Consider the following 21,489-nt stretch of genomic DNA (forward strand, 5'->3'; position numbering starts at 1 on the left):
TCAGGTGTCTGTTGCGCGGCGGGCGCGGGTCTGCTCCGCACGCGCCGCGAGCAGATCGTCGGCGGGGTAGCCGACCTCGGTGAGAGTGAGCCCGCGTGCGGCGAGCACAGCGAAGGCGCTCGTCCGCTGACGAGCGTCACGGAGGACCGCGACCTCGTCGACGCCGAGCCGCCCCTCCCCCACCGCGACGCAGGCCCCGACCAGGGCTCGCACCATGCTGTGGCAGAACGCGTCGGCTTTGACGTTCGCGACCAGCACTCCGCTCTCATCCCGCCGCCAGTCGAACTCGAGCAGAGTCCGGATCGTCGTCGCCTCGGGCCGCGGCTTGCAGTACGCGGCGAAATCGTGGAGCCCGACGAGGCTGCGGGCCGCGGCATCCATCAGCTCGCCGTCGAGCGCCGCCGGCACGAACGTCGTGCGGAAGCGCTCGAGGGGGTCGTAGCCGGTCGTGCGGTCGGCGACACGGTAGGCGTAGCGCCGCCACACGGCGGAGAACCGGGCATCGAACCCGTCCGGGGCTTCGGAGGTCGCCCGCACGTGGACGTCCGCGTGACGGCCGAGCACGCCGTTCAGTCGCGCGGCGAGCGCGGCGGGCTCGGGGTCACGGCCGCGCCGCAGCCTCGATTCCTGAGCCTCGGTCAGGTCGAGATGCGCGACCTGACCCGACGCATGCACACCGGCGTCCGTGCGACCCGCGACCACGAGCTGAGCGTCGCCGCCGAGGACCCGGCTGACGGCCGCCTCGATCACCCCCTGGACGGTGCGCAGACCGGGCTGGCGAGCCCAGCCCGAGAACCCCGACCCGTCGTAGGCGATGTCCAGTCTCAGACGCACCCGCTCAGTCTTCCAGCTCGGCGCGCGTGGGCGGGTTGGCCCCGGGCCGCGACACCGTGATCGCGGCGGCGCGTGCCGCGACCCGCAGCGCTTCGGCGAGCGCGTCGGCCTCCGCCGGCACGCCGCGGTCGACGAGCGTGGCGATCAGGCTCGCCATGAACGAGTCGCCCGCGCCGATCGTGTCCGCGACGGTCACCCGGACCCCGTCGACCTCGACGACCGCACCGTCGCGCCCCCGGCCGATCGCGCCATCGCCGCCCCGCGTGATGACGACCACCGCAGCACCGAGTCCCGCGATCGTCTCGAGCACGGTCCGGAGATCGGCGTCGGGCCACAGCCACTCCGCATCCTCGTCGCTGAGCTTGACGAGGTCGGCGGCCGCCGCGGCACGCGCGAAGCGGACGAGCGCCGTCTCGCGGGAGCCGACGAGCGCCGGACGGATGTTGGGGTCGACCGTGACGATCGCGCTGCCGCGGGCGGCCTCCAGCGCCGCGAGGCAGGCTTCGCCACCCGGGTCGAGGAACAGGGCGATCGACCCGGTGTGCACGAGCGCGGCGTCGCCGGGCGACACGGGCGGAACCACCCCGGCCACGTCGAACCGGTACTCCGCCGAGCCGTCGGGACGGATGCGGGCACGCGCCGTGTCCGTCGGAGCATCGGTCCACGAGCCCTCGGCGACATCGGCCCCCGCGTCACGCACGTGGCGGGCGATCCGCTCGCCGCGCTCGTCGCGGCCGAGTCGTGTCGCCAAGCGCACGGCGACCCCGAGACGAGCGACGCCCACCGCGACGTTGGCCGGGCTGCCGCCGACGTGCTCGGTCTCCCCGCCCTCGGTCTCGACGATGTCGACCAACGCCTCACCCAGCACCAGCACCTCGGGAGCGCCCATGTTCCACCTGTTCTCGAAACTCGATCCGCGCGGATTCCGCGCACCTCCTCCGGTCTACCACATCACCTCAGGCACCCCCTCTACACTGGGAGGCTGCCGCCGCCCGTCCCCCCGACGACTCCGGACATCGCCGTATGACATCTCCGCCTCTTCCGCGCGCCCGCATCGCGGGACTCGACGGCCTCCGCGCCATCGCCGTCGTTCTCGTCGTCGTCTACCACCTGTTCCCCGACGCCTTCCTCCGGAGCGGGTATGTCGGCGTCGACGTCTTCTTCGTGATCTCGGGCTTCCTGATCACGACGCTGCTTCTGCGCGAGCGCGCCCGCGAGGGCCGTATCCGACTGCGGAGATTCTGGGCACGGCGTGCCCGACGCTTGCTGCCGGCACTCGCGACGGTCGTGACGGTGAGCGCATCCCTGGCATGGCTCGTCGGCGGCGACGTGCTCGTCCACATGGGCCTGCAGGTTTCGGGGGCCGCGACCTTCTCCTACAACTGGGTGTCGATGGCCGACGGCGGCACCTACTTCTCCGCAGCCGACCCCGAGATCTTCCGCAACCTGTGGTCGCTCGCCGTCGAGGAGCAGTTCTATCTGCTGTGGCCGCTCCTGCTCCCCCTCTTCCTGCTGCTCCCGGGCCGCCGTTCGCGCGCGGCTGCCGCCCTCGCGCTCGCTGCCCTGTCGGCAGCCTGGGCGTTCGCGAGCGTCGCGGCGGGCGCTGACCTCACCCGCGTCTACTTCGGCACCGACACGCACGCCTTCGGTCTCCTCATCGGTGTCGCCGTCGCCTTCCTCCTGCACGGACTCGTGGTGCGCCGCTCGTCTGTCGCGGGCGTCGGCCCGGTGTGGGGCGTGATCGCCGGCGCCGCCGCGACGGCGGGCATCGTCGCCGCGGCCGCCGTGGGCGGAGGCGAGGCCATCACGTTCCCGGGCTCGAGTGTCATCGCGTCGCTCCTCACCGCCGTCGTGCTGCTCATCGCGGCGTGGCCGGGTTCGTGGTTCGGCCGCGCCCTCGACATCGCCCCGCTGCGCTGGCTCGGCGAACGGTCGTACGCCGTGTACCTGTGGCACTGGCCGCTGCTCGTCCTGCTGTCGTTCCAGCTCAGCGGCGCGGGGCCCGAGATCGGCGTTCCCGTGGTGAGCGGTGTCGGCGTCGCGCTCGCCTCCGTGGTCCTGGCGGCGGTGTCCTACCGGTGGATCGAGCAGCCCGTGCGGCGGCACGGATTCCGCGGCGCGCTCGCGATGGCCCGCCGAGGCCTGCGGTCACGCCCGTCGCGGCGGGCCGCGACCCTCGCCGCCGCTGTGGCGGCGGCGCTGGCTCTCGGCGGGACGACGGCGGCAGTCGCTGCAGCGCCGCGCGACACGACGAGCCAGAGCGTCGTGGATGCCGGACGCGATGCGCTGGCGCAGGCGGAGCGACACCCCACACCGGAACCCGCGCCGGGTGCTCAGACCGTCGATGGAACCCGGGTGAGCGCCGTCGGCGACTCCGTCATGCTCGCCTCGGCGCCCGGTCTGCTGGAGGCGATGCCGGGCATCGCCGTCGACGCGGAGGTCTCGCGCTCGCTGTGGGCGGGCGTCCGCATCGTCGAAGACCTCGCGGCGTCGGGTGAGCTCCGGGAGTACGTCGTCGTCGGCCTCGGGACCAACGGCCCCGTCTCGACGGAGGCGTTGCAGCGCATCGTCGACGTCGCGGGTCCGGAGCGCTACGTCATCCTCGTGAACGCGTCGGCCCCACGCGACTGGATCCCCGGCGTCAACCGCGATCTCACGGCCTTCGCCGCGACGCATCCGCGGGTCGCCGTCGCCGACTGGGAGAGCGCGATCGCCGGTCACGCCGACCTCCTCGCCGGTGACCACATCCACCCCGAGTCGGCTGGCGGTGAGCTCTATGCCCGCACGGTGAAGCGCGCGGTCGACGGGGCCGCCACTCAGCTCGCGACGGCGCAATGGGCTGCCGAGCAGACGCGCACGACGCTGCTGGAGATGCTCGGGGCCGGCGAGGATCAGTAGCGGCGGACCAGCACCCGGTCGCGTTCGAACGCGGTGAACCCCAGGCCGCCGTACAGCGCGTTGGCGCCCGTCGGGCTCTCGGTGTCGACGTCGAGAACGGCCATGCCGAGCCCTGCGCCGCGCATGGCCGTGAGCGACCGCAAGATCACCGCGGGCGCCAGACCGCGGCGACGGTGCGAGCGGACGACCCCGACGAGGTCGATGTAGGCGTTGGGCCCGAGCACATCGAAGTCGCCCTCGTTCACCGACGCGAGACAGAACGCGACGATATCGCCGCCGTCGAGGGCCAGCGTGCAGAGATCGGGTCGCAGGAACGGACCGCCGATGAACTGCTGCCAGCGCTCGGGGGGCGTGGGAAGGCTTCCCCAGTGGTCGCGGAAGGCGTCGTTGCGCGCCCGGCGCGCGTCCTCCGCCCGGTCGGACGAGAACGCCACGAGCTCGATGCCGTCAGGAGCGGAGACGTCGGCGATCGGCTGCGTGAGATCACGGTGCATCGTGGAGAACCATCGCTCGGTGCGATAGTCGAGCGACTCGGCGATGCGCTCGAGAGCGCTGTTCTTCTCCGACGCGTACACCTGGATCTCCGCGGGGAGAGCCGCGATCGCGTCATCCGATGCCCGCGCCTCCTGCAGCTGCTCCTCGGCGCGCTCGTGCTGCCACCGGAACAGAGCCGTGCCGATGCCGAGCCCGCGCCGGTCGGGGCGGACGGCCCCGGTCAGGTAGATGTGCAGGTGCTCGTCGCGGGAGGGATGCAGCATGACGGTACCGACGGCGACGGCCTCACCGTCCGCGTCGAAAGCGATCATCGTGTCGCGTGCGTGGTCGACGTGCGACAGCTCGAACGTCTCGGCGACGTCCTCGCGCGGCGTCGTCCAGGTCGGATGGTCGACGCGATCGGCTGCGGCCAGGACGCTGTGGATGACGTCGATGTCGTCGGGGGTCGCCGTCCGCCAATCGGCGACGGCCGGGCAGGACGGTGCGTTCGGCTCGCTCACCCCTCCACCCTCGCACATCGGGCCCGCACTCTCCGAGGAGAGTGCGGGCCCGATGTCAGCGGCTGGCGCTGGTTACTTCTTGTCGTCCTCGGCGGGAGCCTCAGCGGCGTCCTCGGCCGCAGCCTCAGCGGCCGCGCCCTCCTCCGGCGACTCGGCGCCGGCGTCGGCGGCCGTGTCGTCGGCCGGAGCCTCGGTGGTCTCCTCGACGGGAGCCTCCTCGGCGGAAGCCTCCTCGGTGGGAGCGGCCGCGGCGGACTTCTTGGCCGACTTCGGCTTCGGGTTCACCGGCTCGAGGACGAGCTCGATGACGGCCATGGGGGCGTTGTCGCCCTTGCGGTTGCCGATCTTCGTGATGCGGGTGTAGCCACCCTCGCGCTCGGCGACCAGCGGCGCGATCTCGGCGAAGAGCTCGTGCACGACGCTCTTGTCACCGATGACCGTCGCGACGCGGCGGCGGGCGTGCAGGTCGCCGCGCTTGGCGAACGTGACCAGACGCTCGGCGTACGGACGCAGGCGCTTGGCCTTCGTCTCGGTCGTCGTGATCGACTTGTGCGTGAACAGGGCCGCGGCGAGGTTCGCGAGAAGCAGGCGCTCGTGTGCGGGGCCGCCTCCGAGGCGGGGACCCTTCGTGGGCTTAGGCATGTTTGATTACTCCAGGAAGAAAGGGGGGCTCAGAGGTTCTCGTCGTCGTATCCGCCGTAGAAGTGCGCACCGTCGAACCCGGGAACCGAGTCCTTCAGCGACAGGCCGAGGGAGACGAGCTTGTCGCGCACCTCATCGACCGACTTCTGACCGAAGTTGCGGATGTTCATGAGCTGCGTCTCCGAGAGGGCGACCAGCTCGGACACCGTGTTGATGCCCTCGCGCTTGAGGCAGTTGTACGAGCGGACCGACAGATCGAGATCCTCGATCGGCATCGACAGCTCGTTGGTGAGGACCTCGGCGACCGGCGCGGGGCCGATCTCGATGCCCTCGGCCTCGACGTTCAGCTCGCGGGCGAGACCGAACAGCTCGACGAGCGTGCGACCGGCCGACGCGACGGCGTCGCGCGGCGAGATGGACGCCTTCGACTCGACGTCGAGGACGAGCTTGTCGAAGTCGGTGCGCTCACCGGCACGAGTGGCCTCGACGCGGTAGCTGACCTTCAGGACGGGCGAGTAGATCGAGTCGATCGGGATCTGACCGGCCTCGGCGTACTCGTTGCGGTTCTGCGTCGCCGACACGTAGCCGCGACCGCGCTCGATGACGAGCTCGAGCTCGAACTTCGCGCTGTCGTTGAGCGTCGCGATGACCAGGTCGGGGTTGTGCACCTCGACACCGGCGGGAGCCGAGATGTCGGCGGCCGTGACCTCACCGGCACCGGTCTTGCGCAGGTACGCCGTGATGGGCTCGTCGCGCTCGGACGAGACGACCAGCTGCTTGATGTTGAGGATGATCTCGGTGACATCCTCCTTCACGCCCGGAATCGTGCTGAACTCGTGCAGCACGCCGTCGAAACGGATGCTGGTGACGGCGGCACCCGGGATGGACGACAGCAGGCTGCGGCGCAGCGCGTTGCCGATGGTGTAGCCGAAGCCGGGCTCGAGCGGCTCGACGACGAACCGGCTGCGGAACTCGCCGATCTTCTCCTCGGTCAGAGTGGGACGCTGTGCGATGAGCACTATGTGTTCCTTTCGATCACGTGACCGCTATATGACACGTGCAATTCAGTGAGGTGTTGAGTTTTCAAGGAAACGACGGAAGTCCGGATGCCGCGCGATGCGGCATCCGGATCCGTGTCAGCTCAGACGCGGCGGCGCTTGGGGGGACGGCAGCCGTTGTGGGCCTGGGGGGTGACGTCCTGGATGGACCCCACCTCGAGGCCGGCGGCCGTCAGCGAGCGGATCGCGGTCTCACGGCCCGAACCCGGACCCTTGACGAAGACGTCGACCTTCTTGACACCGTGCTCCTGCGCCTGACGCGCAGCGGACTCGGCGGCCATGCCGGCGGCGTAGGGGGTCGACTTGCGCGAGCCCTTGAAGCCGACGCCACCCGAGGAGGCCCAGCTGATGACGGCGCCCGACGGGTCGGTGATCGAGACGATCGTGTTGTTGAACGTCGACTTGATGTGGGCGTGGCCCAGCGCGATGTTCTTCTTCTCCTTGCGGCGCGGCTTGCGCGCTGCGGACTTGGCCTGTGCCATGTGCGTGTTCTCCTAAACCTGTGGGGGCCGCGCCTTAGCGCGCCTTCTTCTTGCCGGCGACGGTGCGCTTGGGACCCTTGCGCGTACGCGCGTTGGTCTTGGTGCGCTGACCGCGCACGGGCAGGCCACGGCGGTGGCGCAGACCCTCGTAGGAACCGATCTCGACCTTGCGGCGGATGTCGGCGGCGACCTCGCGGCGAAGGTCACCCTCCACCTTGTAGTTGCCCTCGATGTAGTCGCGGAGCGCGACGAGCTGGTCGTCGCTGAGGTCCTTGACGCGGATGTTCTCGTCGATCTCCGTCGCAGCGAGGATCTCGTTCGAGCGGGTACGGCCCACGCCGTAGATGTACGTGAGGGCGATCACCACGCGCTTGTCGCGCGGGATGTCAACGCCGGCAAGACGTGCCATGCGGTTCTCCTAGGAGTAGTCGAAGGTGTGGAGCAGGATCGGTGCTCGGGCCTTCGTCCCGAGGTGTCCCCCGCCGGCGGTGCCGGGCGGGATCTGATCTGCCTGAGGTGTATTGAGTTGTCGTCGTACCGGGTGCCGCGCGGACGCGGCATCCGATCAGCCCTGGCGCTGCTTGTGACGCGGGTTCGACTTGCAGATGACCATGACGCGACCGTGGCGACGGATGACCTTGCAGTGGTCGCAGATGGGCTTGACGGAGGGGTTGACCTTCATGATTTTCCTGATTCGCTGTCTTCGCCGACGGAGCAGGAGCTCCGGGGCGTTACTTCTCGACCGGTGCGCGCTGGGCTCAGCGGTAGCGGTAGACGATGCGACCGCGCGTGAGGTCGTAGGGGCTGAGCTCCACGACGACGCGGTCTTCGGGGATGATGCGGATGTAGTTCTGTCGCATCTTTCCCGAGATCGTTGCGAGGACCTTGTGTCCGTTGCTCAGCTCGACGCGGAACATCGCGTTCGGCAGAGCCTCGGAGATCACGCCCTCGATCTCGATGACACCGTCTTTCTTGGCCATACGCTCGCTTACAGTTGGCAGACCGGTCGGTCTGCGTTGGATGGGATTGTCGGTGACACGCCGAGAGAGGCGCAACGCACCAAAGATCAAGCATACGCGCTACCGCACCGTCCGGCAACTCGCCGTATCTCGCGCGGCGCGTCGCGCCCCGACGCTCAGTTGAAGAGCGTCGCGAACGATCCGCGCGCGGGGATGGTGCTGTTCGAGATGGTCTCGCCGTTGACCGCGATCGTGGGGGTTCCGATCCCGCTGGAGCCGGGCTGGATCGGGGTCTCCTTCGTCTTCGCCGTCACGAACGAGTCGTAGGTGCGGTCGGAGACGCACGAGTCGATCCCGGTCACGCCCGCATCCGAGGCGATCTGCAGGATCTGCTCGTCCGTGAGCCCGGTCGACTGCTCGGCAGGCTGCTGCTCGAACATCGCCTGCATGAACGGCACGGCCGCATCGGGGTCGGCCTCCGCGACGCAGTACATGGCGTTGGCCGCACGCGTCGAGTACTCCGTGCCCTGCGAGTACCGGTCGAGGATCGAGATCGGGTGGATGTTGAGGGTGACCGTGCCGTCGTTGACGAGATCGAGGATCTCCGGGCCGTAGGTCGTCTCGAACTGACCGCAGATCGGGCACATGAAGTCGATGTACGTGTCGAGGGTCTGCGATCCCTCACCGACGACGATGGCGCCGGTCTCCTGGTTGATGCCCGAACCGGTCGGCAGGGTACCGGGGTCGGTCGCGCTGTTGTTCATCCAGACCACGAGAGCGACGATGAGAGCCACGACGACCACCACGGCCGTCGACACCCAGATCGCGAACCAGTTCGTCTTGCCCGTCGCCACAGTAGCCATCACTTCTCTCCTCAGCCGATCTCCGTCGGCACGATTCCATACGGAGCGAGCCCCGCGGCGCCACCGTCAGCCGCCGTGAGAACCCAGATGCCCCCATCATGCACCGCGACGCTATGTTCCCAATGGGAGCCGTCCGACCCGTCGATCGTCGACACGGTCCAGTCGTCGTCCTCGGTGAACGTCTCCTCGGAGCCGGCCACGACCATCGGCTCGATCGCGAGCACGAGACCGGGTTTCACCTCGGGGCCGAGGTCTGGCACGCGATAGTTGAACACCGACGGCGCCTCGTGCATCTTGCGGCCGATTCCATGCCCGACGTAGTCGCGCAGGATGCCGTACCCCTCAGCCGACGCCTCGATGGAGGTCTGGATGGCGTCGCCGATCTCGCCGATGCGCTTCGCGTTCGCCATCGCCGCGATGCCCGCCCACAGCGACTCCTCCGTCACCTGCGACAGACGCTCGCGCGCCGCCACCAGCTCCGGCCGCGCGGGGTCGGGGACGACGATCGTGATGGCGGAGTCACCGTTCCAGCCACGGAACTGAGCGCCGGCATCGATCGACAGGATGTCGCCGGGCTCGAGCGGGCGTGAATTCGGGATGCCGTGCACGACCTGCTCGTTCACCGAGGCGCACACCGTGTGGCGGTAGCCGCGGACGAGCTGGAAATTCGACTCCGCACCGCGGGAGCGGATGACGTCCGCCGCGATCGCGTCGAGCTCGAGGGTGGTCACGCCGGGCGCCACCCTCTCGCGCACCGCCTGCAGCGCCGCCGCCGTGATGAGGCCCGGCTCGACCATCGCCCGCAGCTGAGCAGGCGACTTGTAGATGGAGCGGCGGCCGATCACGCCGTGATGCCGCGCGCGGTCAGAGCTGCGGTGATGCGCTCGGTGATCTCGTCGAGCGAGCCGACGCCGTCGATCTGGTCGACGATGCCGCGCTCGCGGAAGACGTCGAGGATCGGTGCCGTCTCGTTCTCGTAGATCGACAGACGCTTCGCGATGGACTCGGCGTTGTCATCGTCGCGCCCCTGCTCAGCGGATCGCTTCGACAGGCGCGCGATCGACTCCTCGCGGGGGACGACGAGCTCGATGACGCCCGTGAGCGCCTCGCCGCGACCCTGGAGGAACGCGTCGAGATCGGCGACCTGAGCGAGGTTGCGGGGGTAGCCGTCGAGGAGGAAACCGCCGGCTGCGTCATCCTGCGCCAGCCGGTCGCGGACGATCGCGCTCGTCAGCTCGTCGGGCACCAGGTCGCCGGCGTCGATGATCGCCTTGACCTGCTGGCCGAGCTCCGTGCCCTCCTTGACGTTCGCGCGGAACACGTCGCCCGTCGAGACGGCCGGGACACCCAGCGCCTCGGCGATGCGCACTCCCTGAGTGCCCTTGCCCGAGCCCTGAGGCCCGACGATCAGCAGACGTGCAGCCGTCATCGCAGCAGCCCTTCGTAGTGGCGCTGCTGGAGCTGCGCGTCGATCTGCTTCACCGTCTCGAGACCGACGCCGACGATGATCAGGATCGATGCGCCGCCGAACGGGAAGTTCTGGTTCGCACCGACCGTCGCGAGGGCGATCAGCGGCAGCAGGGCGATGAGGCCCAGGTAGATCGAGCCGGGAGCGGTGATGCGGGTGAGGACGTAGTCGAGGTACTCCGCCGTCGGCCGGCCGGCACGGATGCCGGGGATGAAGCCGCCGTACTTCTTCATGTTGTCGGCGACGTCGACCGGGTTGAACGTGATCGCGACGTAGAAGTAGGTGAACCCGATGATCAGGAGGAAGTAGACCGCCATGTACAGCGGGCTGTCACCGGTCGTGAAGTACTGCTGGATCCACGCCACCCAGCCGGGCACGTTGCCGTCGGCATCCGGGTTCTGGTTGAACTGCGCGATCAGCGCCGGGATGTACAGCAGCGACGACGCGAAGATCACGGGGACGACGCCGGCCATGTTGACCTTGATCGGGATGTAGGTGTTCGTGCCGCCGTACGTGCGGCGCCCGACCATCCGCTTGGCGTACTGCACGGGGATGCGGCGCTGCGACTGCTCGACGAAGACGACGAGGGCGACGACCGCGATGCCGACCGCCAGGACGAGGAGGAAGATCTCGAAGCCGCGGGCGACCGCGATCGACCACAGAGCGGCGGGGAAGGTCGCCGCGATCGAGGTGAAGATGAGGATCGACATGCCGTTGCCGACGCCGCGCTCGGTGACGAGCTCGGCGAACCACATGATGAGGCCGGTGCCGGCGGTCATCGTGATGATCATGAGGAGCTGGGCGTACCAGGCCTCGGAGGTCACCAGCTGCGCGCACTCGGGAACACCGGTGACCGGGATCAGCTGACCGGAGCGGGCGACCGTCACGAGGGTCGTGGACTGCAGCAGCGCCAGCGCGATGGTGAGGTACCGCGTGTACTGCGTCAGCTTCGCCTGGCCCGACTGGCCCTCCTTGTAGAGGGTCTCGAAGTGCGGGATCACGACGCGGAGCAGCTGGACGATGATCGTCGCGGTGATGTACGGCATCACGCCGAGCGCGAAGATCGACAGCTGCAGCAGAGCGCCGCCCGAGAACAGGTTCACGAGCGAGAGCAGGCCCTGCGCGGTACCGCTCTGGTCGAGACAGCTCTGCACGTTCGGGAAGTTCACGAACGGCGTCGGGACGTGGGCGCCCAGGCGGTAGATGGCGATGATCGCCAGGGTGAAGCCGATCTTCCGCCGGAGATCCGGGGTGCGGAAGACCCGCGCAATGGCGCTGAACAAGTGGATTCCTCCCAAGGGATGGGCGGCGTCTCGGGAAGACACCGTCAACCAGGGTATCCCAGGCCGTTCACAGGCGCGCCTCGGATACGACGAAGCGAGGGCCGGAGCTGACTCCGGCCCTCGCTGGCGAATTACTTGATGGAACCGCCGGCTGCGACGATCTTCTGCTCGGCAGAGCCCGAGACCTTGTCGACCGACACGTTCAGCGCCACCGAGATGTCGCCGGTGCCGAGCACCTTGACCTTCTCGTTCTTGCGGACGGCACCCTTCGCGACCAGGTCGCTGATGGTGACGTCACCGCCCTGCGGGTAGAGCTCCGCGAGCTTGTCCAGGTTCACGACCTGGTACTCGACGCGGAACGGGTTCTTGAACCCGCGCAGCTTCGGCGTGCGCATGTGGAGCGGCATCTGGCCACCCTCGAAGCCCGCCTTGACCTGGTAACGGGCCTTCTGACCCTTGGTTCCGCGGCCCGCGGTCTTACCCTTCGAGCCCTCACCGCGACCGACACGGGTCTTCGCGGTGTTGGAACCCGGGACGGGGCGCAGGTGGTGGACCTTCAGCACGCCGGGACGAGTGGCCGTGGTCTCGGCCTTCGCCTTCTTGTCGTCCTTCTTCTCAACCATCAGTCGATCTCCTCAACCTTCACGAGGTGCGCGACGGTCTTGACGTAGCCGCGCGTCTGCGCGTCGTCGGGACGGACGACCGAGTCGCCGATCCGCTTGAGACCCAGCGAACGCAGCGTGTCGCGCTGGTTCTGCTTCTCGCTCACCTTGGACTTGACCTGGGTGACCTTCAGTCGAGCGGCCATCAGGCACCTACCTTCTGTGCGGCGTTCGCCTCGGCCTCAGCGCGCACGAGGCGAGCCGGCGCGACCTGGTCGAAGTCCAGGCCACGGCGTGCGGCGACCGCACGGGGCTCCTCGAGCTGCTTCAGTGCCTCGACGGTCGCGTGCACGATGTTGATCGTGTTCGACGAGCCGAGCGACTTCGACAGGACGTCGTGGATACCGGCGCACTCGAGCACGGCGCGCACGGGACCACCGGCGATAACACCGGTACCGGCGGCGGCGGGGCGCAGGAGCACCACGCCGGCGGCTGCCTCACCCTGCACGGGGTGCGGGATGGTCGAGCCGGTGCGGGGAACGCGGAAGAAGTTGCGCTTGGCCTCTTCGACACCCTTGGAGATGGCGAGGGGGACCTCACGCGCCTTGCCGTAGCCGACGCCGACCAGACCGTTTCCGTCGCCGACGACGACGAGAGCGGTGAAGCTGAAGCGACGACCACCCTTGACGACCTTCGACACGCGGTTGATCGTGACGACGCGCTCCAGGAACTGGCTCTTGTCGGCGTCGCGCGAACCGCGGTCGCGGTTGTTGCTGCGCTCGCGGCTGCCACGGCGGGGCTCGCGGGCCTCGCGCTCGACGGGAGCGGTGCCTGCGGCCTGCTCGGTCGTAGCCTGTTCGGTCACAGGGTTCTCTCCGTTGTTGTTGGTCACTGCATCGCTCACAGGTTCAGACCTCCCTCGCGAGCGCCGTCGGCGATCGCTGCGACACGGCCCGCGTAGCGGTTGCCACCGCGGTCGAACACGACGTCCTCGACGCCGGCGGCCTTGGCGCGCTCGGCGACGAGCTCGCCGACCTTGCGGGCCTTGGCGGTCTTGTCACCGTCGAACGTGCGCAGGTCGGCCTCGAGCGTCGACGCCGAAGCCACGGTGTGGCCCTTGGCGTCGTCGACGAGCTGCACGAAGACGTGGCGGGCCGAGCGGGTCACGACCAGGCGCGGCCGGACCTCGGTGCCTACGATCTTCTTGCGAAGGCGGGCGTGACGACGCGCACGGGCGTCGGACTTGCTCTTCACAGCCATGCTTACTTACCAGCCTTTCCGGCCTTGCGGCGGACGACCTCGCCCGCGTACCGCACACCCTTGCCCTTATAGGGCTCGGGCTTGCGGATCTTGCGGATGTTGGCCGCGGTCTCGCCGACCGCCTGCTTGTCGATGCCGCTGACCGTGAGCTTGTTGTTGCCCTCGACGGTCAGGGTGATGCCGGCGGGTGCCTCGACGGTGACGGGGTGCGAGAAGCCGAGAGCGAACTCGACGGACGAGCCCTTCTGAGCGACGCGGTAACCGGTGCCGACGACCTCGAGACCCTTGGTGTAGCCCTGGGTCACGCCGATGATGTTGTTGTTGATCAGGGTGCGGGTCAGGCCGTGCAGGGCACGCGACTCGCGCTCGTCATCCGGACGGGTGACGAGAACCTGGTTCTCCTCGACCTTGGCCTCGATGGGCTTGGCGACGGTCAGTCGCAGCTCGCCCTTAGGGCCCGTGACGAGGACGTCCTGTCCGGTGACCTCGACGGTCACACCGGCAGGGATGTCGATGGGAAGACGTCCAATACGCGACATCAGATCACCACACGTAGGCGAGGACTTCCCCGCCGACGCCCTTCGAGTCGGCCTGGCGGTCCGTGAGGAGGCCAGAGGAGGTGGACAGAATCGCGACGCCCAGGCCACCGAGGACCGTGGGCAGCTCGGTCGACTTCGCGTACACGCGGAGACCGGGCTTGGAGACGCGCTTGATACCGGCGATCGACCGCTCGCGGTTGGGGCCGTACTTCAGCGTCATGGTGAGGGTCTGGCCGACGCGGGCATCGGTGACCTCCCAGCCGGAGATGTAGCCCTCCTGCTTGAGGATCTCGGCGATGTTGGTCTTGAGCTTCGAGCTCGGCAGCGACACGGAGTCGTGGTGCGCCGAGTTCGCGTTGCGCAGACGGGTCAGCATATCTGCGACCGGGTCTGTCATCGTCATAAGTGTGTTCCTTCGATCATGAGGTTTCGACTGCCGTTACACGACAGGCGACCTTCGATGAATGTCCATATTCAGTTGTGCAGTCGTTCGGCCCCGGAGCATGCCCCGAGGCCGAACGATCGATTGTACCGGATTACGCCTGAGCGTCGTCCGACTTGAAGGGGAAGCCGAGCTGGCGGAGCAGCGAGCGACCCTCCTCGTCCGTCTTCGCCGTGGTGACGATCGTGATGTCGAAACCGCGGACGCGGTCGATCCGGTCCTGGTTGATCTCGTGGAAGACCGCCTGCTCCTGCAGACCGAAGGTGTAGTTGCCGTGACCGTCGAACTGCTTGGGCGACAGACCGCGGAAGTCGCGGATGCGGGGCAGCGCGAGGTTCACGAGACGGTCGACGAACTCCCACGCACGGTCACCTCGGAGGGTGACGTGCGCGCCGATGGCCTGGCCCTCGCGGAGCTTGAACTGCGCGATGGACTTGCGGGCCTTCGTGACGATCGGCTTCTGACCCGTGATCTTCGTCAGGTCGTCCACGGCGCCGTCGATCACCTTGCTGTCACGAGCTGCCTCGCCGACACCGGTGTTCACGACGACCTTCACGAGACCGGGGATCTGCATGACGTTGGCGTAGCCGAACTCGTCCTGCAGAGCCTTCTTGATCTCGCTCTGGTACTTCTGCTTCAGGCGGGGCTGGATCTTGCCAGCCGCCGCGGCAGTGGTGCTGCTCATATTCAGAGGTCCTTGCCGCTCTTCTTCGCGTAACGCACGCGGACGGTGCGCTTCACGCCGTCCTTCGTCTTCTCCTCGACGCGGTGGCCGACGCGGGTCGGCTTCTTCGTCTCGGGGTCGACGATCTGGACGTTCGAGATGTGGATGGGGGCCTCGAAGGTCTCGATGCCACCCGTCTTGGTGCCACGCTGCGTCTGGCCGACGCGGTTGTGCTTCGTGACGTAGTTCACGCCCTCGACGATGACGCGGTTCTGCTCGACGAGGACCTCGAGGACCTTGCCCTGCTTGCCGCGGTCGCCGCCGCGCTCGGGCTTGGCGCCCGTGATGACCTGAACCAGGTCACCCTTCTTGATGTTCGCCATGATCAGATGACCTCCGGGGCGAGCGAGACGATCTTCATGAACTTCTTGTCGCGAAGCTCACGACCGACCGGTCCGAAGATGCGGGTGCCGCGGGGCTCCCCGTCGTTCTTCAGGATGACGGCGGCGTTCTCGTCGAACTTGATGTACGAGCCGTCGGGACGGCGCGTCTGCTTGACGGTGCGGACGATGACGGCCTTGACGACATCGCCCTTCTTGACGTTGCCACCGGGGATCGCGTCCTTGACGGTGGCGACGATGATGTCGCCCAGTCCGGCGTACCGGCGGGCGGAGCCGCCGAGCACGCGGATGGTGAGCAGCTCCTTGGCGCCGGTGTTGTCGGCGACCTTGAGGCGGGATTCGGTCTGAATCATGAGATCACTTCGCCTTCTCGAGGACCTCGACCAGACGCCAGCGCTTGGTGGCGCTCAGCGGGCGAGTCTCATTGATGAGGACGAGGTCGCCGATGCCGGCGGTGTTGGCCTCGTCGTGAGCCTTGACCTTCGACGTGCGGCGGATGACCTTGCCGTAGAGCGGGTGCTTCACGCGGTCCTCGACCTCGACGACGATCGTCTTGTCCATCTTGTCGCTCACGACGTAGCCGCGACGAGCCTTGCGGTAACCGCGGGCCTGCGGGTCGCGGACGTCGTGGTCGCTGTGCTCGTGGCCCTCGGCGACAGCCTCAGCGGCGTTCTTGTCGGTAGCCATTACTCGGTCTCTTCCTTCGCGGCCTCGGTGGCGTCATCCGCCTTCTTGGCCTTGGTCTTCTTCGCCTTCGGCGCCTCCGCGACGGGAGTGGCACGAATGCCGAGCTCGCGCTCGCGGATCACCGTGTAGAGCCGCGCGATGTCGCGCTTGACCGCACGGATGCGGCCGTGGCTCTCGAGCTGGCCGGTGGCCGACTGGAAGCGCAGGTTGAACAGCTCTTCCTTGGCCTTGCGCAGCTCCTCGACGAGGCGCTGGTCTTCGAACGTATCGAGCTCGCTCGGGGCGAGCGTCTTGGTGCCGACAGCCATTACGCGTCGCCCTCCTCGCGCTTGATGATGCGTGCCTTCAGCGGCAGCTTGTGAATGGCACGGGTCAGGGCCTCGCGAGCGAGCTCCTCGTTGACTCCGGCGACCTCGAAGAGGACGCGACCCGGCTTGACGTTGGCGACCCACCACTCCGGCGAGCCCTTACCCGAACCCATGCGGGTTTCGGCGGGCTTCTTCGTGAGCGGACGGTCGGGGTAGACGTTGATCCACACCTTGCCGCCACGCTTGATGTGACGCGTCATGGCGATACGAGCGGACTCGATCTGACGGTTGGTCACGTAAGCGGGCGTGAGTGCCTGGATGCCGAACTCGCCGAAGGAGACCTTCGTGCCGCCGGTGGCCTGGCCATCGCGCTTGGGGTGGTGCTGCTTGCGGTACTTGACCTTGCGGGGGATAAGCATCAGGCCGACGCTCCTTCTGCCACGGGGGCCTCGTTGCGGGGACCGCGACGGCGGTCACCGCGGTCGTCGCGACCGCGCGAGGTCTTCGGCGCGTTGGCCTGCTCGCGAGCGAGCTCCTTGGCCGTCAGGTCGCCCTTGTAGATCCAGACCTTCACACCGATGCGGCCGAAGGTGGTCTTGGCCTCATAGAAGCCGTAGTCGATGTTCGCGCGGAGCGTGTGCAGGGGCACGCGGCCCTCGCGGTAGAACTCCGAGCGGCTCATCTCCGCGCCGCCGAGGCGGCCCGAGACCTGGATCCGGATGCCCTTGGCACCGGCGCGCTGCGCACCCTGCAGACCCTTGCGCATCGCGCGGCGGAACGCCACACGAGCCGAGAGCTGCTCGGCGATGCCCTGCGCGACGAGCTGGGCGTCGGCCTCGGGGTTCTTGACCTCGAGGATGTTGAGCTGGATCTGCTTGCCGGTGAGCTTCTCGAGGTCGGCGCGGATGCGCTCGGCCTCGGCGCCGCGGCGACCGATCACGATGCCCGGGCGGGCGGTGTGGATGTCGACGCGAACGCGGTCACGGGTACGCTCGATCTCGATGTTGCTGACGCCGGCGCGGTCGAGCGACGTGGTCAGCAGACGACGGATCTTGATGTCCTCGGCGACGTAGTCGGCGTAACGCTGGCCCGGCTTGGTCGAGTCCGAGAACCAACGCGACACGTGGTCCGTGGTGATGCCGAGGCGGAAGCCGTACGGGTTGACTTTCTGTCCCATTACTTGCTCGCCTTCTTGCTCGTACCGGCGGCCGCGGCATCCGCGTTCTCCGGCGTCGACAGCACGATCGTGATGTGGCTCGTGCGCTTCTTGATCTGGAAGGCGCGACCCTGGGCGCGGGGCTGGAAACGCTTGAGCGTCGTGCCCTCGTCGACGTACGCGTTCTTCACGTACAGGTCTGCATCGTCCAGGAACTCGTTGTCCTTGTCGGCCTTGACGCGAGCGTTCGCGACCGCCGAGGCGACGAGCTTGTAGATCGGCTCGCTGGCGCTCTGGGGGGCGAACTTCAGGATGGCGAGTGCCTCCTGAGCCTGCTTGCCCTTGATGAGCGCGACGACACGACGAGCCTTCTGAGGGGTCACGCGGATGTGCTTCACACGTGCGGTGGATTCCACCATGTCTCTCCTCCTCTGTCCTCTCTGGAACTGCCCCCGCGTCAGCGGCGGCGGCCCTTCTTGTCGTCCTTCACGTGGCCGCGGAAGGTGCGGGTGGGCGCGAATTCGCCCAGCTTGTGGCCGACCATGGTCTCGGACACGAACACGGGGATGTGCTTGCGTCCGTCGTGCACGGCGATCGTGTGGCCGAGCATGGCCGGGATGATCATCGAACGGCGCGACCAGGTCTTGATGACGTTCTTGGAGCCGGCTTCGTTCTGCGCGACCACCTTGCGAAGCAGGTGCTCGTCGACGAAGGGGCCCTTCTTCAGGCTGCGAGGCATCTTCCTCTACTCCTACTTGCGCTTCTTGCCGGCGTTGCGACGGCGGACGATGTACTTGTCGCTCTCCTTGTTGGGGTGGCGGGTGCGACCCTCAGCCTGACCCCAGGGAGTGACGGGGTGACGTCCACCGGACGTCTTGCCCTCACCACCACCGTGCGGGTGGTCGACCGGGTTCATGGCGACACCACGAACCGTCGGGCGAACGCCCTTCCAGCGCTTGCGGCCGGCCTTGCCCCAGTTGATGTTCGACTGCTCGGCGTTGCCGACCTCGCCGATGGTCGCGCGGCAGCGCGCATCGACGTTGCGGATCTCGCCGGAGGGCAGACGCAGCTGGGCGTAGGGGCCGTCCTTCGCGACCAGACGCACGCTGGCGCCGGCCGAGCGAGCCATCTTCGCGCCGCCGCCGGGGCGGAGCTCGATGGCGTGGATGACCGTACCGGTCGGGATGTTGCGCAGCGGCAGGTTGTTGCCGGGCTTGATGTCGGCGCCGGCACCCGACTCGACGATGTCGCCCTGCTGGAGCTTGTTCGGGGCGATGATGTAGCGCTTCTCGCCGTCGAAGTAGTGCAGCAGCGCGATGCGCGCGGTGCGGTTGGGGTCGTACTCGATGTGAGCGACCTTGGCGTTGACGCCGTCCTTGTCGTTACGACGGAAGTCGATCACGCGGTACTGGCGCTTGTGTCCACCACCGATGTGACGGGTCGTGATGCGGCCCTGGTTGTTGCGTCCACCGGTCTTGGCGATCGGGCGGAGGAGCGACTTCTCAGGCGTCGATCGGGTGATCTCGGCGAAGTCGGCCACCGACGAACCGCGGCGACCCGGGGTCGTGGGCTTGTACTTGCGAATAGCCATGTTCGTTGTCCTCTATCCCGACCGTCAGCCGACTGCCGTGAAGATGTCGATGGTGCCCGACTTCAGGGTGACGATGGCGCGCTTGGTGTCCTTGCGCTTGCCGGTGCCGAAGCGGGTGCGACGGGACTTGCCCGTGCGGTTGAGCGTGTTGACCGCTGCGACCTTGACGCCGAAGATCTTCTCGATCGCGAGCTTGATCTCGGTCTTCGACGCACGGGGGTCCACGAGGAACGTGTACTTGCCCTCGTCGATGAGCCCGTAGCTCTTCTCGGAGACGACCGGCTTCAGGATGATGTCGCGCGGGTCCTTGTTGACGGCGGTCATGCCGAGACCTCCTCGGTGGCGCCGGCCTTGGACGCGACGAACGCGTCGTAGGCGGCCTTGGTGAAGACGAGGTCGTCCGAGACGAGCACGTCGTAGGCGTTGAGCTGGTCGAACGTCAGCACGTGGACGTACGCGAGGTTGCGCACGCTCTTGACGGTGATCTCGTCACCGCGCTCGATGACCACGAGGACGTTCTTGGTGGCGCTGAGGCCGGTCAGAACCGCCGCGGCAGCCTTGGTCGAGGGCGTGCCCTCGACACCGAACGAGTCGACGATGTGCAGACGCTGCCCGCGGGCACGGTCGCTGAGCGCTCCGAGGAGTGCGGCGGCGACCATCTTCTTGGGGGTGCGCTGCGAGTAGTTGCGCGGCTTGGGGCCGTGCACGATGCCACCACCGGTCATGTGCGGCGCGCGGATCGAGCCCTGACGGGCGTTACCCGTGCCCTTCTGCTTGAAGGGCTTGCGGCCGGCGCCCGAGACCTCACCGCGACGCTTGGTCGAGTGGGTGCCCTGGCGAGCCGCCGCGAGCTGCGCGACGACGACCTGGTGGATGAGGGGAACGTTGGTCTTGACGTCGAAGAGCGCGGCGGGCAGCTCCACGGAGCCGGCCTTCTTGCCGGAAGCGCTCCGGACGTCGAGCGCGAGAGTCGAGTCAGCCATGATCAGGCACCCTTCACAGCGTTGCGGACGTAGACGATGCGGCCGCGTGCACCGGGGACGGCGCCCTTGACGAGCAGCAGACCCTTCTCGGCGTCGACGGCGTGCACCGTGAGGTTGAGGACGGTCACGCGCTCGCCACCCATGCGGCCGGCCATGCGCATGCCCTTGAAGACGCGGCTGGGCGTCGACGAGGCACCGATGGAACCGGGCTTGCGGTGGTTGCGGTGCGCACCGTGCGAGGCCGAGACGCCCTTGAAGTTGTGGCGCTTCATGACACCCGCGGTGCCCTTGCCCTTGCTGGTGCCGACGACGTCGACCAGCTGGCCGGCCTCGAACGTGTCACCGGCGGTGAGCTCCTGACCGAGTGAGTAGTCAGCGGCATCCGCCGTGCGCACCTCGGTGAGGTGACGACGGGGGGTCACGCCGGCGGCCTCGAAGTGGGCCGTGAGGGGCTTGTTGACCTTGCGGGGGTCGATCTGTCCGGCAGCGATCTGGACGGCCGAGTAGCCGTCCTTCTCGGGCGTACGGAGCTGGGTGACCACGTTCGGCGCGATCTCGATGACCGTGACGGGGACCAGCTTGCCCTGCTCGTTCCAGACCTGGGTCATGCCGAGCTTGGTGCCGAGCAGGCCCTTGGAAACCTTGGAGTTGATGTCAGCCATGTCGAACCTCAGAGCTTGATCTCGATGTTGACGTCGGCCGGGAGGTCGAGCCGCATGAGCGAGTCGACAGCCTTGGGCGTCGGGTCGACGATGTCGATCAGACGCTTGTGGGTGCGCATCTCGAAGTGCTCGCGGCTGTCCTTGTACTTGTGGGGCGACCGGATGACGCACACGACGTTCTTCTCGGTCGGCAGCGGCACGGGTCCGACGACAGTCGCGCCCGCACGGGTCACGGTGTCGACGATCTTGCGTGCCGAGGTGTCGATGACCTCGTGGTCGTACGACTTCAGGCGAATGCGGATCTTCTGTCCCGCCATTTGTCTGCTCACTCTCTTTATCGCGTCTTACGTCTCGCTGGTCGCGAGCGCATTGGACGCCCGGTGGCGCGGTCTGCGCCGGGCACTTCTCACCGCCGGGGCGGTGATGCTGCACCACTGTTCTGATGTCAAACCCGCGGGTCTCCCTGCGGTTCCGCACCCTGCGCGCACGCGCGCATCCTGTCTCCAGGTCGGTGTGGGGTTCGATGTTCATCTGCCCGCGGCCTAGGACTCTGCGCTTCGCGCCGCCTATGCACTATCGTGACAGTGATCCGGGATGTTGGGCACCCATCGGAATGTGGAACCTGGATAGTCTACGTGCCGCCCGGGCGTGTCGCAAACCCGGGCGTGTCGCGATATCCGTGTCGCGCCCGGCGCCGCGCCGGAGCGCCGCC

At 67.9% G+C, this 21,489-nt stretch carries 34 protein-coding genes; 1 reads left to right on the plus strand and 33 read right to left on the minus strand.

Annotation, left to right across the window (positions count from 1 at the left end; all coding sequences use genetic code 11):
* The gene (gene truA, locus AA0Y20_RS00680; RefSeq protein ID WP_412936613.1) at positions 1-834 is read right to left on the minus strand and encodes a tRNA pseudouridine(38-40) synthase TruA; all 834 of its coding nucleotides are present in this window, start codon (positions 832-834) and stop codon (positions 1-3) included.
* A 4-nt stretch (positions 835-838) separates the two neighbouring features.
* Positions 839-1,723, minus strand: coding sequence for a PfkB family carbohydrate kinase (locus tag AA0Y20_RS00685; protein ID WP_412936615.1), 885 nt, complete (start codon positions 1,721-1,723; stop codon positions 839-841).
* Between the two features lie 134 nt (positions 1,724-1,857).
* Between AA0Y20_RS00685 and AA0Y20_RS00690 the strand changes: the two genes are divergently transcribed.
* On the plus strand, positions 1,858-3,732 hold the full coding sequence (locus tag AA0Y20_RS00690) for an acyltransferase family protein (RefSeq protein WP_412936617.1): 1,875 nt from the start codon (positions 1,858-1,860) through the stop codon (positions 3,730-3,732).
* On the opposite strand, the gene AA0Y20_RS00695 is transcribed toward AA0Y20_RS00690, so the two are convergent.
* The 31 genes from AA0Y20_RS00695 to rpsJ form a co-directional block, all read right to left on the minus strand.
* Positions 3,726-4,727, minus strand: coding sequence for a GNAT family N-acetyltransferase (locus AA0Y20_RS00695; RefSeq protein ID WP_412936619.1), 1,002 nt, complete (start codon positions 4,725-4,727; stop codon positions 3,726-3,728). The two genes, AA0Y20_RS00690 and AA0Y20_RS00695, sit on opposite strands and share 7 nt — an antisense overlap.
* A gap of 72 nt (positions 4,728-4,799) precedes the next feature.
* Complete coding sequence (gene rplQ, locus AA0Y20_RS00700) at positions 4,800-5,369, minus strand: 50S ribosomal protein L17 (RefSeq protein ID WP_412936620.1); 570 nt, start codon at positions 5,367-5,369, stop codon at positions 4,800-4,802.
* Positions 5,370-5,398: 29 nt separating this feature from the next.
* A complete protein-coding gene (locus tag AA0Y20_RS00705) occupies positions 5,399-6,388 on the minus strand; it encodes a DNA-directed RNA polymerase subunit alpha (RefSeq protein WP_023954080.1) in 990 nt (329 codons plus the stop codon).
* A 122-nt stretch (positions 6,389-6,510) separates the two neighbouring features.
* Complete coding sequence (gene rpsK / locus AA0Y20_RS00710) at positions 6,511-6,909, minus strand: 30S ribosomal protein S11 (protein WP_023954078.1); 399 nt, start codon at positions 6,907-6,909, stop codon at positions 6,511-6,513.
* Positions 6,910-6,943: 34 nt separating this feature from the next.
* Positions 6,944-7,318 (minus strand): 30S ribosomal protein S13, encoded by a 375-nt coding sequence (gene rpsM / locus AA0Y20_RS00715; RefSeq protein WP_056371363.1) that lies wholly within the window; start codon positions 7,316-7,318, stop codon positions 6,944-6,946.
* Between the two features lie 156 nt (positions 7,319-7,474).
* Positions 7,475-7,591 carry a 50S ribosomal protein L36 gene (gene rpmJ / locus AA0Y20_RS00720; protein WP_005050492.1) on the minus strand — a complete coding sequence of 39 codons (117 nt, stop codon included), beginning with the start codon at positions 7,589-7,591 and terminating at the stop codon, positions 7,475-7,477.
* A gap of 76 nt (positions 7,592-7,667) precedes the next feature.
* Positions 7,668-7,889, minus strand: coding sequence for a translation initiation factor IF-1 (infA, locus tag AA0Y20_RS00725; protein ID WP_017201569.1), 222 nt, complete (start codon positions 7,887-7,889; stop codon positions 7,668-7,670).
* A 155-nt stretch (positions 7,890-8,044) separates the two neighbouring features.
* On the minus strand, positions 8,045-8,731 hold the full coding sequence (locus AA0Y20_RS00730; protein ID WP_412936623.1) for a DsbA family protein: 687 nt from the start codon (positions 8,729-8,731) through the stop codon (positions 8,045-8,047).
* A gap of 11 nt (positions 8,732-8,742) precedes the next feature.
* The gene (gene map, locus AA0Y20_RS00735) at positions 8,743-9,576 is read right to left on the minus strand and encodes a type I methionyl aminopeptidase (RefSeq protein WP_412936625.1); all 834 of its coding nucleotides are present in this window, start codon (positions 9,574-9,576) and stop codon (positions 8,743-8,745) included.
* Complete coding sequence (locus AA0Y20_RS00740) at positions 9,573-10,160, minus strand: adenylate kinase (protein ID WP_412936626.1); 588 nt, start codon at positions 10,158-10,160, stop codon at positions 9,573-9,575. The genes map and AA0Y20_RS00740 overlap by 4 nt, the downstream gene beginning before the upstream one ends.
* Positions 10,157-11,482, minus strand: coding sequence for a preprotein translocase subunit SecY (gene secY / locus AA0Y20_RS00745; protein ID WP_412936628.1), 1,326 nt, complete (start codon positions 11,480-11,482; stop codon positions 10,157-10,159). The genes AA0Y20_RS00740 and secY overlap by 4 nt, the downstream gene beginning before the upstream one ends.
* A 131-nt stretch (positions 11,483-11,613) precedes the next feature.
* Entirely contained in the window at positions 11,614-12,105 is a 492-nt protein-coding gene (gene rplO / locus AA0Y20_RS00750; protein WP_412936630.1) for a 50S ribosomal protein L15, read from the minus strand.
* On the minus strand, positions 12,105-12,290 hold the full coding sequence (gene rpmD / locus AA0Y20_RS00755) for a 50S ribosomal protein L30 (protein ID WP_023954062.1): 186 nt from the start codon (positions 12,288-12,290) through the stop codon (positions 12,105-12,107). The genes rplO and rpmD overlap by 1 nt, the downstream gene beginning before the upstream one ends.
* Positions 12,290-12,988: a 30S ribosomal protein S5 gene (gene rpsE, locus AA0Y20_RS00760; RefSeq protein ID WP_023954060.1), complete on the minus strand. Its 699-nt coding sequence runs from the start codon at positions 12,986-12,988 to the stop codon at positions 12,290-12,292. Before rpsE ends, rpmD begins: the two co-directional genes overlap by 1 nt.
* On the minus strand, positions 12,985-13,344 hold the full coding sequence (gene rplR / locus AA0Y20_RS00765) for a 50S ribosomal protein L18 (RefSeq protein ID WP_412936632.1): 360 nt from the start codon (positions 13,342-13,344) through the stop codon (positions 12,985-12,987). The genes rpsE and rplR overlap by 4 nt, the downstream gene beginning before the upstream one ends.
* Before the next feature lie 2 nt (positions 13,345-13,346).
* Positions 13,347-13,883 (minus strand): 50S ribosomal protein L6, encoded by a 537-nt coding sequence (gene rplF, locus AA0Y20_RS00770; protein WP_112617792.1) that lies wholly within the window; start codon positions 13,881-13,883, stop codon positions 13,347-13,349.
* Positions 13,884-13,887: 4 nt separating this feature from the next.
* Positions 13,888-14,286: a 30S ribosomal protein S8 gene (gene rpsH / locus AA0Y20_RS00775; RefSeq protein ID WP_112617791.1), complete on the minus strand. Its 399-nt coding sequence runs from the start codon at positions 14,284-14,286 to the stop codon at positions 13,888-13,890.
* Positions 14,287-14,419: 133 nt separating this feature from the next.
* On the minus strand, positions 14,420-15,010 hold the full coding sequence (gene rplE, locus AA0Y20_RS00780; protein WP_412936635.1) for a 50S ribosomal protein L5: 591 nt from the start codon (positions 15,008-15,010) through the stop codon (positions 14,420-14,422).
* A 2-nt stretch (positions 15,011-15,012) separates the two neighbouring features.
* Positions 15,013-15,372: a 50S ribosomal protein L24 gene (gene rplX, locus AA0Y20_RS00785; RefSeq protein ID WP_091500774.1), complete on the minus strand. Its 360-nt coding sequence runs from the start codon at positions 15,370-15,372 to the stop codon at positions 15,013-15,015.
* Between the two features lie 2 nt (positions 15,373-15,374).
* Complete coding sequence (gene rplN / locus AA0Y20_RS00790; protein ID WP_023954050.1) at positions 15,375-15,743, minus strand: 50S ribosomal protein L14; 369 nt, start codon at positions 15,741-15,743, stop codon at positions 15,375-15,377.
* A 4-nt stretch (positions 15,744-15,747) separates the two neighbouring features.
* The gene (gene rpsQ, locus AA0Y20_RS00795) at positions 15,748-16,077 is read right to left on the minus strand and encodes a 30S ribosomal protein S17 (RefSeq protein WP_412936637.1); all 330 of its coding nucleotides are present in this window, start codon (positions 16,075-16,077) and stop codon (positions 15,748-15,750) included.
* Positions 16,077-16,385, minus strand: a complete 309-nt coding sequence (rpmC, locus tag AA0Y20_RS00800) for a 50S ribosomal protein L29 (RefSeq protein WP_023954048.1) — start codon at positions 16,383-16,385, stop codon at positions 16,077-16,079. Before rpmC ends, rpsQ begins: the two co-directional genes overlap by 1 nt.
* Positions 16,385-16,804, minus strand: coding sequence for a 50S ribosomal protein L16 (rplP, locus tag AA0Y20_RS00805; protein ID WP_023954047.1), 420 nt, complete (start codon positions 16,802-16,804; stop codon positions 16,385-16,387). The genes rpmC and rplP overlap by 1 nt, the downstream gene beginning before the upstream one ends.
* On the minus strand, positions 16,804-17,562 hold the full coding sequence (rpsC, locus tag AA0Y20_RS00810) for a 30S ribosomal protein S3 (RefSeq protein WP_023954045.1): 759 nt from the start codon (positions 17,560-17,562) through the stop codon (positions 16,804-16,806). The genes rplP and rpsC overlap by 1 nt, the downstream gene beginning before the upstream one ends.
* Positions 17,562-17,960, minus strand: a complete 399-nt coding sequence (gene rplV / locus AA0Y20_RS00815) for a 50S ribosomal protein L22 (protein ID WP_412936640.1) — start codon at positions 17,958-17,960, stop codon at positions 17,562-17,564. Before rplV ends, rpsC begins: the two co-directional genes overlap by 1 nt.
* A gap of 38 nt (positions 17,961-17,998) precedes the next feature.
* Positions 17,999-18,280, minus strand: a complete 282-nt coding sequence (gene rpsS / locus AA0Y20_RS00820) for a 30S ribosomal protein S19 (protein ID WP_023954043.1) — start codon at positions 18,278-18,280, stop codon at positions 17,999-18,001.
* 12 nt (positions 18,281-18,292) lie between these two features.
* A complete protein-coding gene (gene rplB / locus AA0Y20_RS00825; RefSeq protein ID WP_023954042.1) occupies positions 18,293-19,132 on the minus strand; it encodes a 50S ribosomal protein L2 in 840 nt (279 codons plus the stop codon).
* A gap of 24 nt (positions 19,133-19,156) precedes the next feature.
* A complete protein-coding gene (rplW, locus tag AA0Y20_RS00830) occupies positions 19,157-19,456 on the minus strand; it encodes a 50S ribosomal protein L23 (protein ID WP_178012748.1) in 300 nt (99 codons plus the stop codon).
* Positions 19,453-20,115 carry a 50S ribosomal protein L4 gene (rplD, locus tag AA0Y20_RS00835; protein WP_412936643.1) on the minus strand — a complete coding sequence of 221 codons (663 nt, stop codon included), beginning with the start codon at positions 20,113-20,115 and terminating at the stop codon, positions 19,453-19,455. Before rplD ends, rplW begins: the two co-directional genes overlap by 4 nt.
* A 2-nt stretch (positions 20,116-20,117) precedes the next feature.
* On the minus strand, positions 20,118-20,777 hold the full coding sequence (rplC, locus tag AA0Y20_RS00840; RefSeq protein ID WP_412936645.1) for a 50S ribosomal protein L3: 660 nt from the start codon (positions 20,775-20,777) through the stop codon (positions 20,118-20,120).
* 8 nt (positions 20,778-20,785) lie between these two features.
* A complete protein-coding gene (gene rpsJ / locus AA0Y20_RS00845; RefSeq protein ID WP_017201594.1) occupies positions 20,786-21,094 on the minus strand; it encodes a 30S ribosomal protein S10 in 309 nt (102 codons plus the stop codon).
* Positions 21,095-21,489 lie beyond the last annotated feature (395 nt).

The organism is Microbacterium pratiae (assembly GCF_047302165.1).
GTDB lineage: Bacteria > Actinomycetota > Actinomycetes > Actinomycetales > Microbacteriaceae > Microbacterium.

Bases quoted from the DNA above. Each gene is read 5' to 3' on its own strand.
- rplD (WP_412936643.1), bottom strand. From the start codon at position 20,115: ATGGCTGACTCGACTCTCGCGCTCGACGTCCGGAGCGCTTCCGGCAAG.
- rpsM (WP_056371363.1), bottom strand. From the start codon at position 7,318: ATGGCACGTCTTGCCGGCGTTGACATCCCGCGCGACAAGCGCGTGGTG.
- rplE (WP_412936635.1), bottom strand. From the start codon at position 15,010: ATGAGCAGCACCACTGCCGCGGCGGCTGGCAAGATCCAGCCCCGCCTG.
- infA (WP_017201569.1), bottom strand. From the start codon at position 7,889: ATGGCCAAGAAAGACGGTGTCATCGAGATCGAGGGCGTGATCTCCGAG.
- rpsS (WP_023954043.1), bottom strand. From the start codon at position 18,280: ATGCCTCGCAGCCTGAAGAAGGGCCCCTTCGTCGACGAGCACCTGCTT.
- rpsK (WP_023954078.1), bottom strand. From the start codon at position 6,909: ATGGCACAGGCCAAGTCCGCAGCGCGCAAGCCGCGCCGCAAGGAGAAG.
- AA0Y20_RS00740 (WP_412936626.1), bottom strand. From the start codon at position 10,160: ATGACGGCTGCACGTCTGCTGATCGTCGGGCCTCAGGGCTCGGGCAAG.
- rplR (WP_412936632.1), bottom strand. From the start codon at position 13,344: ATGGCTGTGAAGAGCAAGTCCGACGCCCGTGCGCGTCGTCACGCCCGC.
- rplW (WP_178012748.1), bottom strand. From the start codon at position 19,456: ATGACCGCCGTCAACAAGGACCCGCGCGACATCATCCTGAAGCCGGTC.
- rplQ (WP_412936620.1), bottom strand. From the start codon at position 5,369: ATGCCTAAGCCCACGAAGGGTCCCCGCCTCGGAGGCGGCCCCGCACAC.
- rplB (WP_023954042.1), bottom strand. From the start codon at position 19,132: ATGGCTATTCGCAAGTACAAGCCCACGACCCCGGGTCGCCGCGGTTCG.
- rplX (WP_091500774.1), bottom strand. From the start codon at position 15,372: ATGGCGAACATCAAGAAGGGTGACCTGGTTCAGGTCATCACGGGCGCC.
- rpsC (WP_023954045.1), bottom strand. From the start codon at position 17,562: ATGGGACAGAAAGTCAACCCGTACGGCTTCCGCCTCGGCATCACCACG.
- rplF (WP_112617792.1), bottom strand. From the start codon at position 13,883: ATGTCGCGTATTGGACGTCTTCCCATCGACATCCCTGCCGGTGTGACC.
- rpmJ (WP_005050492.1), bottom strand. From the start codon at position 7,591: ATGAAGGTCAACCCCTCCGTCAAGCCCATCTGCGACCACTGCAAGGTC.
- rpsJ (WP_017201594.1), bottom strand. From the start codon at position 21,094: ATGGCGGGACAGAAGATCCGCATTCGCCTGAAGTCGTACGACCACGAG.
- rpmC (WP_023954048.1), bottom strand. From the start codon at position 16,385: ATGGCTGTCGGCACCAAGACGCTCGCCCCGAGCGAGCTCGATACGTTC.
- AA0Y20_RS00730 (WP_412936623.1), bottom strand. From the start codon at position 8,731: ATGGCTACTGTGGCGACGGGCAAGACGAACTGGTTCGCGATCTGGGTG.
- rpsH (WP_112617791.1), bottom strand. From the start codon at position 14,286: ATGACGATGACAGACCCGGTCGCAGATATGCTGACCCGTCTGCGCAAC.
- rplV (WP_412936640.1), bottom strand. From the start codon at position 17,960: ATGGTGGAATCCACCGCACGTGTGAAGCACATCCGCGTGACCCCTCAG.
- AA0Y20_RS00685 (WP_412936615.1), bottom strand. From the start codon at position 1,723: ATGGGCGCTCCCGAGGTGCTGGTGCTGGGTGAGGCGTTGGTCGACATC.
- rplC (WP_412936645.1), bottom strand. From the start codon at position 20,777: ATGGCTGACATCAACTCCAAGGTTTCCAAGGGCCTGCTCGGCACCAAG.
- rpsQ (WP_412936637.1), bottom strand. From the start codon at position 16,077: ATGGCTACCGACAAGAACGCCGCTGAGGCTGTCGCCGAGGGCCACGAG.
- rplO (WP_412936630.1), bottom strand. From the start codon at position 12,105: ATGGTTGAGAAGAAGGACGACAAGAAGGCGAAGGCCGAGACCACGGCC.
- rplP (WP_023954047.1), bottom strand. From the start codon at position 16,804: ATGCTTATCCCCCGCAAGGTCAAGTACCGCAAGCAGCACCACCCCAAG.
- rplN (WP_023954050.1), bottom strand. From the start codon at position 15,743: ATGATTCAGACCGAATCCCGCCTCAAGGTCGCCGACAACACCGGCGCC.
- rpmD (WP_023954062.1), bottom strand. From the start codon at position 12,290: ATGGCCGCTCGACTGAAGGTCACCCAGGTCAAGTCCAAGGTGAGCGAG.
- AA0Y20_RS00690 (WP_412936617.1), top strand. From the start codon at position 1,858: ATGACATCTCCGCCTCTTCCGCGCGCCCGCATCGCGGGACTCGACGGC.